Here is a 13,748-nt window from a genome sequence, read left to right on the forward strand (position 1 = left end):
GGAATCTCATACCGACCGCATCAGCTCGGTATCACCACGAACGCCGGTATCAGCCCCACGAAGCGCAACGGATCACTTCGGTATCACCTCGTCTCACCCCCTTGGTTACACCATCCTCTTGAGGGATTCTTAGGAAAACAACGACTGGGGGCGTCATCATGGACCATGCACCGCTGCGGGTCGCCATCATTGGCGGCGGGGTTTCCGGCCTGTCGCTGGCTTACTACCTACAGAAGTTCGGCAGCGAGGCGGCCCGGCAGATCGAGGTCACGCTGTTCGAGCGCAAGGCCACCCTGGGCGGCAACGCGGAGACGGTGTGGGTCGACCTGGGCAACCGGCGCATGCCGGGCAAGCCCGAGACGCCCTACCGCCGCTGGGCCGACCTGGGGGTGAATGACGTCAATCTGGCCACCTACCACCGCCTGCGCACGATACTCGCCGAGATCGGTGAGCTGGAGCGCATGAAGCCGCTGGAAAACAGCGAGTGCTACTTCAGCCGCGACGGCAGCATGGCCCTCACCGATGACCGGGATCTGGTACGCGGCGTGAGCGACCCGGCCCATGAGCTGAGCCTGGTCGATGGGGGCCGGCTGGCAGTGCTGATCGCCGTGGTTCACCGCAGCGCCATCAATCTGGTGGAGAGCCGGCGCATTACCCCGCGCTATACGGTGGACGACTTCTTCGATGGCTGCGTGGCCGCACCCGCCGAGATGCTGGGCGAAGCGGCGGAGCAGTTGAGCGCTACCATCGACTGGGACGACCCCGAGCTATCGGCCCGACTGGAGCGCATTCGCCACAGCATCTACTATCCCCGCATCTCGGCCATGTACTTCGCCGACGACCGCGGCCCGGGCGGCATGCCGCTGCAGGCGCCCTTCGAGTACTACCGCATTCAGGAAGGCGGTTCACCGCCGGACCGCCGCTACTTCGAGCATGGCGCCCAGCACTGGCTGGAGGCGCTGGCGGCACATCTGGTCAATCCGCTGACACCGGGGCCGCAGGTCAAGATCCTGCGCGGTATCGAGGTGGAAGCCAGCCTCTCGACCCAGGGCGTGACGCTGACGGAGCGTGCGCCCGGCGAGCGCCGCTGGGAAGCCGACCTGCTGATCATGGCCACCCATGCCGAAGACGCCCTGCCGCTGCTGACCTTCGGCGATGGCCTGAGCGAGACCCAGCGGGAGCTGCAGCACATTCTCGGCAAGGTGCGCTACACCCGCAGCTTCGGGGTCTGCCACACATCCGCCGCTCGGCTACCTCCCAATCGCAACCTGTGGCGCACCTACAACATCGAGGTGCGCAACCCCGAAGACACCTTCTTCCCCTACCGCATCGACTATGTGGCGAATCGCCATCAGAACGATGCCGAGAACCCCTGCTACGACCGGGCGGGCCTGCCGCAGTACTTCGTCTCCCTAGTGGATGACCTGAACCGGATTCCCCGCAGCGAGATGCTCGACCGCCACCCCGCGCCGCTAGACGCCCCGGTAGCGCTGGCGGGTGTTGCCCCCGGCGAGTCTGGCTACCGCGACCGGCTGCCGCCGATGGAGAGCGCGTTGGAAGCCAAGGCCTGGACCCTGTTCAAGCACAACGTGCTGGATGCCGAGTGCCTCGAGGCGCAGGCGGAAATAGAGCGCTACAACCAGAGCACCGCGCGCAAGCGCTTCGAAGGCCGGCAGGACGTCTGCCCGCTGCTGTTCGCCGGCGGCTGGACGCGCGGTGCCGGCCTGCAGGAGCAGTGCCTGGAGCAGTCGGCGCATCTCGTCGCGCTGCTGCTGGCGGCACCGGAGCGCCGGGCCAATCCCCTGCGCTTAGCGCCGCCCAGCAGCCAGACAAGGCAGAGTCATCCGCAGACCGGCGGCTTCACCCTGCTGCCAGCAAGCCTCTAGGGCGGCCTGAGCGCTCGACTCGCCGCCCACCTCGCCATGCTCGCCCCCGCTCTCCAGCCAAGCGGCGTGGGCCTCGATCAAGGCGCGGTGATGCTCGCCCCAGGCACAGGGCTCCGCCCCCATCAGTTGGGTCAGGCGCCGGGCGTAGTGGCGGGCCGCCTCGGGGCGCCCGTCGAGCAGGCTGACCTCCGCCGCCGCGATCAGGAAGCGATAGCCGTTGTGCCCCACGCAGCCGGCATCCAGCAGCGCTTCGCCCTCTTGTAGCGTCGCCAGGCGCGTCTCGACCTGCTCTTCCAGCAGCGCCCGGGTGCCCAACACCCAGGGGCCGATAAAGGCCTTCAGGCCGTGCTGTTCGACCAGCTGCCAGGCACGCTCAATGCTGGCTCGCGCCTCGGCCAGGCGCCCGGTGATCAACTCGACCCGGGCACGACTCTCCAGCAGGAACGCCTCGAAGCGACCGGAGCCCAGGCCACGCGCCACCGTCAGCGCCTGTTCGATCTGCTCGTCTGCCGCTTGCGGCTCGCCCTGGGAGAGCAGAATCCACCCCGCCGTGAGCCGCGCCACCACCTCGGCACGCCGATTGCCGACCCGCTTGCCCAGCTCGGCGGCATCGAAACAGTCGGCCAGCGCCGCCTCGGTCTGGTTGGCGTAGATGCGGGCGGTACCCAGCATGAACAGGTTGGAGGCCTCCAGATCGGCGTGGCCATGGGTTCGGCACAGCGTGACGCAGTGGTCGAACAGCTCGAGGGTACTGAGCATCTGCCCCTCGGCATAGTGGGCATCGCCCAGCCCGCTCAGGGCCTGGATCTCAGTGCGGACGCCGCCGCCACGGCGGGCCTGCTCCAGGGCGCGGGTGTGATAGGCGCGGCTGGTGGTAAAGTCGCCCCGGGGGAAATAGAGATTGCCCTTGAGATAGAGCGCCTCGGCCAGGGGCAAGGGGTCCTCCAGCGCCTCGGCCAGGGGCAGCAGGCCGTCGAGTATCGCCTCCTCCGCCGCCAGCGCATCGAGCATGTTCAGCACCCGGGCCAGCCACAGATCGGCCGTGATGCGCTGATGCTCCTCCCGGGCGAAGGTACGTGCCGCCTCGAAGTGCTCCCGCGCCGCCTGGATCTGCCCGGTAGCCATCGCCACCTGGCCCTGCAGCAGCATCAGCCGGTACTCATCCTTCGGCGCATAATCAATGGCGCGGCAATCCCTCAGCAGCGCCATGGCTTCCTCGTGCCGATAGCGGGCCATTTCCGCCGCCACCGCTTGCAGGAAGGCATTCGGTGCCTCCAGCGAGCGCGCGCGATGCAGGTGGCGCGCCCGCAAGCCCGGCTCCGCCTCGCCGTAGAGCGCGGCCAGGCGCAGATGCAGGCGATCGCGCTGGATCTTGGGAATCCCCTCGTAGATGCCTTGCAGGATCAGGTCGTGCACGAAGCGGTAGCTGTCCTCTTCCAGCGGACGCACCAGGCTGTAGCGCTGGGGCAGTTCGGGCTGATAATCGGCCTGCCCCAGCACCTCCTGCAGCGAGGCCAGGGAGAAGCGCTGCCCCATCACCGCGGCGATGCACATGGCCCGACGATCCAGATCGGTGAGCTGATCCAGCTTGCTCTGTACCAGATTGGCGAGGCTGGCCGGCAGGCTGCGATGAGGATGGAACAGCAGCAACTGAGTCAGGAACAGCGGGTTGCCCTGAGCCTGGGTCACGCAGCGGGCGGCGTGCTCGGCGGGCACCGTGCCGTAGCTGGCCACCAGGGCCTCGGCCTCCTGCGGGCGCAGCGGCGGCAACTCGATCAGGGTGAGCGGCAGCTCCGGCAGCTGCGGGCGCAGGCGGCTCTCCAGCGGGTCCTGCTCCAGGCGCGAGGTGAACAGCCAGATCACCGGCGCTTCCTGGGTACCCTGCAGCAGCCCGGTGAGCGTGGCCAGCAGCGCCTCGTCGGCCCAGTGCAGGTCCTCCACCACCACCAGTTGCGGGCGATGAATGGAGCGCGCCAGGAGCAGATCGCGCAGTGCCAGCACCAAGCGCTGGCTGCGGGTCGCGGGGGTCATGGCGGCATAGAGCGACTGCGCCTCCTCCGGCTGAGGCAAGCCCAGCAGCGGACGCAGCAGCATGGCGTGATCCATCGGCAGGCGCAGCGCCGAGAGACGGGCCAGTAGGAGAGCCTCGTCCAGAATTTCCGCTTTCGCCTCGGCGGAGGTTTGCAGCAGCGAACGCGCGAGCTGCATCAGCGGGCCTTCGTCGGCACGGGTACCGAAATCCAGCACCTCGGCCTGGTGATGATCGGCATGGGCCGCGGCCATTTCGGCAAACTCGGCGCTCAGGCGCGTCTTGCCGATGCCGGCCACACCGCGGATATAGATCAGATGGCCGGCCTGGTAGGCCTGGGTGCTCTCCAGGATGGCTTGCAGCTGGCCTAGCTGTACCCGGCGCCCCACCAGCTCGAAGCGAGCGTCATGAGCCTCGTCACGGGGTTGGCGATAGCGCAGCCACTCGCCGCCTTCGTCATCGAAAACGAAGCGCTCCGCCAACTGCACCGCCACGCCACGCTCGACCCACACACCGCTCTGCCCACCCGACATGGAAAGCGGCGTAGCCGTAGGCCAATGGCCGGCCTGAAGATAAACGCCACGCGCCCCCCCCTGTTCCACCAGGGTAGCGGCACACAGCAGGCCGCGCTGCGCATCGCTGCGGTAAGCCCGGGGTAGCCCGAACAGCGCCGTGCCCCCTTCCTCAAGGCTGCCGCCGAAATGCTGCACCCAGCTCGCCAGCGCCGAGGGATCGGCCGCCACGGCGTGCAGCTGGATCAGCACGCGGGCGCTCTCCATCTCCTCGATATCGGAAGCGACAACGGCCGCCTCCTCGGCCTCCGCCGACAGCTCCTCGACCTCGACCTCATAGATCTCGGCCAGATGGCGCGCGGTACGATACAGCACCGCCTTGCCACTCTCCGCCCGCTTGATGGAAGCGATGGAGACACACAAGCGCCGATCAAAACAGTACTCGGCCAGCGCCTCCTGACTCAGGCCCAGCCGCTTGCGATGCTGCTTCAAGCGCTCACGATCCAGCCGCAAGCGCCCGTCTTGGGGGATGATCACTGTTGTTTCCTTGGCGGTCACAAATTTCAAAAAGCACTATTGAAGAACGTCCGAGTGGTACGCCATCCGTCGGGATGAGGCTAACGTTGCAGCTCAGCCACTGCGAAGCCGTCGACTACAGCGCCTCGTTAGGCATTTTTTGTTGATCAAAGGACAAGCGTCTACGTTCTTTGCTTCTTTTCCTTTTATGGCTTTTTGGAAGTGAGAAAGCTAGATAGTAGATTAACTCCGACTCCGCCAACCACAGCCGGGAACAGCAACAGCCAGATTGCTCCGGATGTCTGAAGCTGTTGGAACACGCCCTGCTCGATTCTCCCACTGGAGTGAAGATGCTCTGCAGTTGCAACCAAATCTCCCAGCAGACCCACCATCATAACAGCAAGACCAATCAAGAGCAGCGCGCTCAAGAGATTACTGATCCGCCACAACTCGCCTCGGTTGTAGTAGGCAAATATCATGACGGCGATGGCCGGGAAAACTCCCAGGCTCCAGCCGATCGCATGTATTAGCTGGCCTTGCTCCATATTTCCCCCCTAACCTAACGCAAAGCACGCGGGCGGCGAGCCCCGCAGTGAGTTGGCTTCCCAGCGGTCGAAAGCCACGAATGGTGCGCCTTGTTTGTGACGGTATTTGCACTGACAGTCGGCCACTGAAAAGCAAAGCGGTCACGAGTTTTCCTGCACCGGCTCCTGTTGTAACCACTGCTCAAAATCTCGACTCTCAGGCCTACCTTCCTTTGCTGCGTAGTACACAAGGCGCAGGTGGCGGTCTTCGTCGATAGACAATGAAGTATGCTCGAACTCCACTTGTCCAACCGTGGGTATCTGCAAGTGGCGAATGCCTTGGCATGGACCATGGATATCCTGCTGTTGCCACCAGGCCTTGAAATCAGGTGATACGTTTTCTAGTTCCGCCACCAAGCCGGTGATATCAGTATCATGTATGGCACGCACGAAGTCACGACGGAAGCTCGATAAAATCTGTAGCGCCTGCTCATCCCAAGGAGAAAAAAGCTCACGCATGCCGGGGCTAGTAAACAGCATCCATAAAAGATTTCGCCTATCGGCGGGGCGACTTGAAAAACCAAACACCCGGTCTGCGGCTGAATTCCAAATCAACACATCCCAGCGCAGATTAAGTACATAGGAAGGTCGTGAAGGGATGTCATTTATCAACCGATTTATCAACGGTGGAACCACACAAATGGCATGGCCTAGCTCCGGTGGCAGCCGCTGATGAGCTAGCAAGAAAAGGTGACGGCGCTCAGTCTCATCCAACTTGAGCACTCGTGAGAGGTTATCGAGAAAAGCAGAAGATGCCTTAATATCCCGCCCTTGCTCCAGCCACGTGTACCAAGACAAGCCAACCCCAGCCAAGGCTGCCACCTCTTCGCGGCGCAGCCCCGGTGTGCGCCGCCGGCCGCCAGCAGGCAATCCCACCTCTTTCGGTGAGATTCGCTCACGGCGGCTACGAAGAAAGTCAGCCAGCTCTGCTCGGGTGTGTTGGGAGGGTGTCTGAGGTGCGCTCATACGGTTACCTCAAGTAATAGCATAAACGGTCAAATTGTACCCTTCGAAAAACCGAAGAAGAATACCCATTCCTGGCTGACGAACCCGGGCCAGGACTCTTGCTTGATTAAGAGTTTACACATTGATGTGTCATCAATCTGCAAAGGGGTCAACAGGATGTACCAATCACTTCTTCGCGATCAGCTAGAGACTCTGAAGTCCTCCAATCAGTATCGAACCTTCACCACCCTAAGCCGCCTCTGCGGCCAGTACCCGTTAGCCAGGCTGAGCGATCATCACCCAGAACCCGTAGTTATCTGGTGCAGTAACGACTATCTGGGCATGTCCCAGCATCCGTGCGTACTTACCGAGATGCACAGGGCACTAGGGGTCTATGGCGCCGGCTCAGGCGGGTCACGCAATATTGGTGGGTCTCACGAAGTGTACGCACGCCTGGAGGCAAGCCTCGCCGACTGGCACGGTAAGGAAGCTGCTCTGGTTTTCCCTACCGGCTTCGGCTCCAACGACGCAACCATCCAATGCCTTCTACGCCGCATTCCCAACTGCGTGGTGATCAGCGACGAACTGAATCACGCCTCTATCGTGAACGGCATCCGCTCTACGCCCAACGAGCGCCAGATATTCCGTCATAGCGACGTAGCCCATCTAGAGCAGATACTGTCCAGCTATCAACTGGATCGACCAAAGCTTGTGGTGTTCGAGTCAGTTTATTCGATGGACGGAGACATCGCCCCCATCGAAGAGATCGTCGCCGTTGCCAAGCACTACAACGCGCTCACCTACCTCGACGAAGTACATGCCGTTGGCATGTACGGCCCTCGTGGCGCGGGCATAGCGGCTGAACGCGGCCTTACCGATCAAGTAGATATTATTCAAGGTACCATGGCCAAGGCCATTGGGGTAATTGGTGGCTATATCGCCTCGACTCATGTGCTTGTCGATGCCGTGCGCTCCTTCGCTACGGGCTTCATTTTTACCACCTCGCTTCCTCCGGCAATAACCGCTGGTTGCCTGGCCAGTGTCGAGCATTTGAAGGCCAACAGTGCGGAGCGGGAGCGGTTGCACGCTCAAACGGCCAAGCTGCGCGCATACCTCCAACAACATGACATCCCAGTCATGCCCTGCTCACAGACGCACGTACTACCGGTGCTGGTGGGCGAGGCGAAGCGCTGCAAATCTGCGGCTGAACGCTTACTGCATACCCACGGTGTGTACTTGCAGCCGATCAACTATCCATCGGTACCGGTAGGTACCGAGCGCTTCCGCGTGAATGCCACACCGAACCACAGCGACGCTCAAATCGAGCATTTGGCGGTATCACTACGCGAGACATTCGAGCATTTCTCCATTCCGCTTGCGTCCCAAGTGTTCAGCGCGGAGGTGGCCTGATGGATCTGCCCTTCCTTATCGTGCGCCCTGCGATGGTGGCCGACCTGAACAGGCTAGTGGAGCTGCGTGCTTACTTGCTGGATGGCACTGAAGCCATGTATTCGAGCAAGACACCAGAAGACTCAATGCGCTGGCGCGCGGCTTACCGCACTTGGCTGAGCAGCCACTTAAACACAAGCAATTGCGTGCATGTTCTAGCCGCAGAACACAAGGAAACTGGTGAAGTGCTTGGCTGTGCAACCGCGATTATCGATCAACGTGCACCAGCTCCCGGATGCCTTAACGGCTTGTCCGGCTGGGTACAGTCGGTGGTGGTGGAGCCGCAATGGCGTAACCGTGGCATAGCCCGGCAATTGATGCAGAACCTGCTGCGCTGGTTCGCCAGCTGCAGCGTAGGCTCCGTGGTGCTTCAGAGCACCGAGGCTGCCGACAAGCTGTACCAGACACTGGGCTTCGTCATCAGCGACGAGCGCCTGCTGATCCGTCAGGAGGCCTCGGCATGAAAATCCTTATCATCGGTCTAGGTTATGCCGGCAACCGCTACCGACGCGCCTTCGAACATATCGCCGCGAGCACTGGCTTGCCACTGTCGCTGGCCTACGTCGGGCGCCAGCAGAAACCGACCGAGCTGCCCTATTTCGATAGCGTCGGCCGGGCGCTGCAGGAGTTCGCGCCGGATATCGTCGTGGTCAGCGTCAACGATCACAGCCATGCGTCAGTGCTGCAACAGCTGGCCGGTTACCGGAGCTTCGTGATCTGCGAGAAGCCGCTGGTTACGCCGCAGGACAATCTGGACCAGCTGCTAGGCGCACTGGAGCACATCAGTGGCTTTGCCCTGGATCTGGTGGAGCGCTACTCGGACGTCAGCCGGCAATTGCGCGAGTGGGTCGAACGCAACGACTGGCAACTGGTGCGCGCCAGCTTCCACTGGGGCAAGGATCGCATCAACGACTACCGCCCCACCTGCGGTGTGACCAGCGAAGTGATCCATGCACTGGATCTACTCGGCTGGATCTGCCCACGCGCCGGCCAGCTCAAGTTGCATGGCGTACTCGGTGTGCGCTCGGACTTCTCGATCTCCGGCAGCGAGGTGCTCGACACCGTGCAGCTCACCGCCAGTCTGGGTGAGGCGCAGGTCACCGGCTACGCCAGCTTCGTCAACATCGCACGCCAGCGCACGGTGGACTTCAGCTTCGTCGATCGCGATACCCGGCTAATACACGCACGCCTAGTGTTCGACACGCCGCGCTGGGACCACGACCAGCTTCGAATCTGGACACGCAACGCCAATGGAACCGAGGACTTGCTGCACGAGTTCGCAGCCGCCCCTGACGAGCCTGGACTCGACACTCTGCACAAACTCTCGCGTCTATGCCGGCAGGTGGTTCACGCAGTGGCACTCAAGGAGCAACCACCCCAAGCCTTCGCCGATCTCGAAACCGCCATGGAGCTACAGCGCCTGCTTAACGAGCTCGACAACCACGCCCAAACCCCACCACCGGTTCGCTACGTCCATGGCGAAACGCGCGTGCTGCTGGCCGAGGACAGCGACTTGGAAAGCCTTGGATAGCTCACTCACAAGGAGAAAGACTATGTGTGGAATCACTGGATGGCTGTCCTACAGCCAGAACATGGAAACGCAACGCGGCACCCTCCAACGCATGACCGACACTATGGCCCTGCGCGGACCGGATGCCGGTGGGCTGTGGATCGACGGTCCAGTCGGCCTAGGACACCGACGCCTGTCGATCATTGACTTGGAAGGTGGCCGTCAACCAATGACAGCCATGCACGGCGGCCTGCGCGAAGTGGCCGCTATCCCCTACAGCGGCGAGGTCTACAACTTCCGAGAGCTGCGCACCGAGCTGCAGCAACTCGGACACCAGTTCGAGACCCGCAGTGATACCGAAGTGGTTCTACGCGCCTATGTGGAATGGGGCGAAGCCTGCGTGGATCGTCTCAATGGCATGTATGCCTTCGCCATTTGGGATCTGCGCATCCAAGAACTACTGCTGATTCGCGATCGCATGGGTGTCAAGCCACTGTACTACTTCCAAACCTCCGACGGTGTGGTATTCGGCTCCGAGCCCAAGGCTCTGCTGGCCAATCCCCTGGTGCCGCGTAAAGTGCGCGCCGATGGCCTGCGAGAAATTCTGGAAATGGTGAAAACGCCGGGGCATGCCGTATTCGCCGGCATGAACGAAGTGATGCCAGGCGAGGTAGTGCGAATCAACCGCCAAGGCCTATACCGCCGCCACTATTGGAAGCTGGAAGCACGTGAGCATAGCCACTCGTTGGACGAGACCATTCGCCATACCCGCGACCTGCTGGAGGACATCGTCGAGCGCCAGATAATCGCTGACGTACCGCTATGCAGCCTGCTCTCAGGCGGGCTCGACTCTTCAATCATCACCGCGCTGGCTTCGAAGAAACTGCTGGCAGCCGGCAAGGAGAACATTCGCTCCTTTTCCGTCGACTTCGTTGATCACGGCAGCGGCTTCACCAGCGACGCCGTGCGCGGCACGCCGGATGCCCCATTTGTCCGTGATCTAGTGGAGAAGATCCGCTCCAGTCACCAGGAAATTGTCCTCGACAGTCGCGAACTGGCCGACCCAGCGCTACGTGCGCAGATCGTTCGCGCCCTCGACCTGCCTCCGGCCTTCTGGGGGGACATGTGGCCGTCGCTCTACCGCCTGTTCCAGGAGGTGCGCCGGCAATCGACAGTGGCACTGTCCGGGGAAAGCGCGGACGAGGTATTCGGCGGCTACCGCTGGTTCCACGACCCTGAGGCGATCCAGGCCCACACCTTTCCCTGGCTGACCTCAGTCACGGGCAAATATTTCGACGGTAAGCCTCTGTTCGATCAGGGACTGTTAGCACAGTTGGACATGCAGAATTTCCTGCATGACAGCTACTCCCAAGCGATCTCCGAAGCACCGGTACTGCCGACCGAAAGTACGATAGACCAGCGTATGCGCCAGATGAGCTACGTCAACCTGACGCGCTTTGTGCAGACCCTACTGGATCGCAAGGACCGCATGAGCATGGCCGTCGGCCTCGAGGTGCGGGTGCCCTTCTGCGACCACCGGCTGGTCGAGTATGCCTTCAACATTCCTTGGGCGATGAAGGCCTTCGACGGGCGGGAGAAAAGCATCCTGCGCGCAGCGACTCGCGACCTGCTGCCGAAGTCGATCAGCGAGCGGGTCAAGAGCCCCTACCCCTCGACCCAAGACCCTGCCTATGAACAGGCCCTACGCGATGCCCTAGCCGCCATCCAAGCTGATCGAAACGCGCCGGTGACGCCGCTCCTCGACAGAGGCCGAATCCAGCAAACACTTGCCAAGCCGCTCGGTAGCGTCTCGCCCATGTACGAGCGCATGGGCATGGAGTTGGCGGTCGGCCTCAACAGTTGGCTGAACGAGTACGACGTGAGTCTCGAACTCTAGCCCTCACGCGATGTGGTCCTGACTCGGGGCCACATCCTTTCCCTTAAATATTACCTGGAACCCAAGTGAGCAATGAGTATGAATACTCCTAACCAATCTTCCGTTTACCTAATAGCCTTGGGAGCCTTTGCCCTCGGCATGGCCTCCTACGTTACCGCTGGGCTGATTCCTATGATCGAAGCCTCATTCGCGGTATCCGTGTCGATGGCTGCACAATTGGTTACTGCCTTCACCCTCGCCTATGGACTGGGCTCTCCAATTTTTGTTGCCTTGACCCCAGCCCATCGACAGCGTGCCGGCCTGCTCTTGTCTCTAGGCCTGTTCGTCATCGCCAATGCCGCGAGCGCACTGGCCGAAAACTTCACTGTGCTAATGATCTGGCGCGCCATTGCGGGTGTAGGTGCCGGCGTATACCTGGCCATGGGCATTGGTGCCTCAGCGGCAGTTTCCACCCCAGAACACCGCGGTAAGGCCATTGCAATCATTATGGGCGGCATGGCCAGCGGTGTGGTGCTTGGCGTACCGCTCAGCCTGTTGTTTGCCGAGCAGATGGGATGGCAATCGGCGCTTTGGCTTGTCGCCCTACTCGGCTTGATTGCCTTTGTCGGCTTGCTGCTAAAACTTCCAGCCCTGCCTGTAGCGACAGCCAGCTCGTTAAGACAGAAGCTGACGATTCTCAGCGACGGCCATGTGCTTGTCATTCTTACAGTCTCCCTGCTTGCGGCCATTGCCAGCCTAGGCATGTACACCTTCATCGCTCCGCTATTGGCTGACCCGGCCTATGGCGCCGTGCGCTCAGTCACACCCTATCTCTGGGTCTGGGGCATTGGCGGTGTACTCGGCAGCTTCTTGGTCGGGCCACTGGTAGATCGTCTAAAGGGGCCAAATGTGACCTTTGCCATTATGTTGATTCTTGCAGTATCATTATTCGTTCTACCGCTTACGGCTGCGCTAAGTACTTGGTTGGTGATGCTACCGATCGTTCTTTGGGGAGCCGTTGGTTGGGCCTTGCAAGTGCCACAAAACAACGAACTTATCCGGGCCCGCCAAGCTAAGGGCGACGGCAATCTAGCCATTGCCCTGAACGAATCAGCGCTGTACTTGGGCAGCGCCATTGGTGCAGCAGGCGGAGGCTTCGTACTGCTGCTGCAGCTACCTGTCTGGTCACTGGCAGCATGCGCTGGCGGTGTAGCAGCGCTGGGTGCTCTTCTGCAGATCGTCAATCTGCGCCGGCCGCGAACGCTGGTAGCCGAAACGCAAGTTGGCTCCTGTAATTGAGGCATCGAGAGAGAATAGAGCGCCGGTAACTTATACGTACCTGAAAGCCGGTCTGAAAGTTGGTGGCACGTCGCTTAGCGTCGTCGCTGCCAACCATTGGTGAGATGCCCTAGAAGAGATACAGCAGGACCAGAAGGACACTATCTGGCCACCTACAATGCAAAACGCCCGCACCAAGGGCGAAGCATGATGGGGATGACACCCTATGACGTTTCAAGAAAGGGCTTCCCAAGACGACAAAGAAAGAAAACAGGTAAACGGCACAAAACACTGCTTAACTATAGGGAGCCCACGGGGTGTGGGTCAGACGGAAACCATTACTGCATCCATCTCGTGCCTATTGACACATGCATCAATACAGGTACATTGACACATGAGAGGCTTGCTCTCAAACACATAAGGAAAACCACCATGGCTCTTAAACCAGGCCCAAAACCAACTGCTAAATCAACAGGGAAACTTGACCAACGTCGACGTGACAATAAAAACACACCGGGAAATACCCCGGAATTAAAACCTAGCAAATCCTCAAAAAAATAAGTTAGACTGCTCTTTACCGACAAAAGCTACCGTGACGGTAGCTTTTTTATTACTTATCGCATTCAGTGGCCTGCCTGAAGATAAACGCCGCGGGCCACCCCTTGCTCCACCAGGGTGGCGGCACACAACAAGCCGCGCTGCGCATCGCTACGGTAAGCCCGGGGCAGGCCGAACAGCGCCGTGCCTCCTTCCTCCAGGCTGCCGCCAAAATGCTGACCCAGCTCGCCAACGCCGAGGGATCGGCCGCCACGGCGTGCAACTGGATCAGTACGCGGGCACTCTCCATCTCCTCGATATCGGCAGCGACAACGGCAGCCTCCTCGGCCTCCGCCGACAGCTCCTCGACCTCGACCTCATAGATCTCGGCCAAATGACGCGCGGTACGATACAGCACCGCCTTGCCACTCTCCGCCCGCTTGATGGAAGCGATGGAGACGCACAAACGCCGATCAAAACAGTACTCGGCCAGCGCCTCCTGACTCAGGCCCATCCGCTTGCGATGCTGCTTCAAGCGCTCACGATCCAGCCGCAAGCGCCCATCTTGGGGGATGATCACTGTTAGATGCTTTTCCTACGTTTATGGAACATAAGAGGAGGAATGG

10 protein-coding genes are annotated in these 13,748 nt (G+C 61.2%); 6 read left to right on the forward strand and 4 right to left on the reverse strand.

Annotation, left to right across the window (positions count from 1 at the left end):
• The first annotated feature begins 158 nt into the window (after window positions 1-158).
• Window positions 159-1,886: an FAD-dependent oxidoreductase gene (locus tag HOP59_RS16375; protein ID WP_234254657.1), complete on the forward strand. Its 1,728-nt coding sequence runs from the start codon at window positions 159-161 to the stop codon at window positions 1,884-1,886.
• Here the strand turns inward: HOP59_RS16375 and HOP59_RS16380 are convergent.
• The 3 genes from HOP59_RS16380 to HOP59_RS16390 form a co-directional block, all read right to left on the reverse strand.
• The gene (locus HOP59_RS16380; protein ID WP_234254658.1) at window positions 1,809-4,964 is read right to left on the reverse strand and encodes an ATP-binding protein; all 3,156 of its coding nucleotides are present in this window, start codon (window positions 4,962-4,964) and stop codon (window positions 1,809-1,811) included. The two genes, HOP59_RS16375 and HOP59_RS16380, sit on opposite strands and share 78 nt — an antisense overlap.
• A 185-nt stretch (window positions 4,965-5,149) precedes the next feature.
• Window positions 5,150-5,488 carry a hypothetical protein gene (locus HOP59_RS16385; RefSeq protein ID WP_234246959.1) on the reverse strand — a complete coding sequence of 113 codons (339 nt, stop codon included), beginning with the start codon at window positions 5,486-5,488 and terminating at the stop codon, window positions 5,150-5,152.
• 141 nt (window positions 5,489-5,629) lie between these two features.
• Window positions 5,630-6,493 (reverse strand): helix-turn-helix transcriptional regulator, encoded by an 864-nt coding sequence (locus HOP59_RS16390; protein WP_234254659.1) that lies wholly within the window; start codon window positions 6,491-6,493, stop codon window positions 5,630-5,632.
• Between the two features lie 156 nt (window positions 6,494-6,649).
• On the opposite strand from HOP59_RS16390, the gene hemA reads away from it, so the two are divergent.
• From hemA to HOP59_RS16415, 5 genes are all read left to right on the forward strand, one after another.
• Window positions 6,650-7,882, forward strand: coding sequence for a 5-aminolevulinate synthase (gene hemA, locus HOP59_RS16395; RefSeq protein ID WP_234254661.1), 1,233 nt, complete (start codon window positions 6,650-6,652; stop codon window positions 7,880-7,882).
• Window positions 7,882-8,385 carry a GNAT family N-acetyltransferase gene (locus tag HOP59_RS16400; protein WP_234246956.1) on the forward strand — a complete coding sequence of 168 codons (504 nt, stop codon included), beginning with the start codon at window positions 7,882-7,884 and terminating at the stop codon, window positions 8,383-8,385. Before hemA ends, HOP59_RS16400 begins: the two co-directional genes overlap by 1 nt.
• Entirely contained in the window at window positions 8,382-9,452 is a 1,071-nt protein-coding gene (locus HOP59_RS16405; protein WP_234254662.1) for a Gfo/Idh/MocA family oxidoreductase, read from the forward strand. Before HOP59_RS16400 ends, HOP59_RS16405 begins: the two co-directional genes overlap by 4 nt.
• A 22-nt stretch (window positions 9,453-9,474) precedes the next feature.
• A complete protein-coding gene (asnB, locus tag HOP59_RS16410) occupies window positions 9,475-11,328 on the forward strand; it encodes an asparagine synthase (glutamine-hydrolyzing) (protein ID WP_234254664.1) in 1,854 nt (617 codons plus the stop codon).
• 78 nt (window positions 11,329-11,406) lie between these two features.
• Window positions 11,407-12,606 (forward strand): MFS transporter, encoded by a 1,200-nt coding sequence (locus tag HOP59_RS16415; RefSeq protein ID WP_234254665.1) that lies wholly within the window; start codon window positions 11,407-11,409, stop codon window positions 12,604-12,606.
• A gap of 589 nt (window positions 12,607-13,195) precedes the next feature.
• Here the strand turns inward: HOP59_RS16415 and HOP59_RS16420 are convergent.
• Window positions 13,196-13,702 (reverse strand): helix-turn-helix domain-containing protein, encoded by a 507-nt coding sequence (locus HOP59_RS16420; RefSeq protein ID WP_234254666.1) that lies wholly within the window; start codon window positions 13,700-13,702, stop codon window positions 13,196-13,198.
• Between the last annotated feature and the right edge of the window lie 46 nt (window positions 13,703-13,748).

Origin of the sequence: Billgrantia aerodenitrificans (genome assembly GCF_021404405.1) — a bacterium.
GTDB classification, from domain to species: Bacteria; Pseudomonadota; Gammaproteobacteria; order Pseudomonadales; family Halomonadaceae; genus Halomonas; species Halomonas aerodenitrificans.

Excerpts from the sequence above, each read along its gene's own strand:
- hemA (WP_234254661.1), top strand. The coding sequence starts at position 6,650 with ATGTACCAATCACTTCTTCGCGATCAGCTAGAGACTCTGAAGTCCTCC.
- HOP59_RS16400 (WP_234246956.1), top strand. The coding sequence starts at position 7,882 with ATGGATCTGCCCTTCCTTATCGTGCGCCCTGCGATGGTGGCCGACCTG.
- HOP59_RS16375 (WP_234254657.1), top strand. The coding sequence starts at position 159 with ATGGACCATGCACCGCTGCGGGTCGCCATCATTGGCGGCGGGGTTTCC.
- asnB (WP_234254664.1), top strand. The coding sequence starts at position 9,475 with ATGTGTGGAATCACTGGATGGCTGTCCTACAGCCAGAACATGGAAACG.
- HOP59_RS16390 (WP_234254659.1), bottom strand. The coding sequence starts at position 6,493 with ATGAGCGCACCTCAGACACCCTCCCAACACACCCGAGCAGAGCTGGCT.
- HOP59_RS16405 (WP_234254662.1), top strand. The coding sequence starts at position 8,382 with ATGAAAATCCTTATCATCGGTCTAGGTTATGCCGGCAACCGCTACCGA.
- HOP59_RS16385 (WP_234246959.1), bottom strand. The coding sequence starts at position 5,488 with ATGGAGCAAGGCCAGCTAATACATGCGATCGGCTGGAGCCTGGGAGTT.
- HOP59_RS16415 (WP_234254665.1), top strand. The coding sequence starts at position 11,407 with ATGAATACTCCTAACCAATCTTCCGTTTACCTAATAGCCTTGGGAGCC.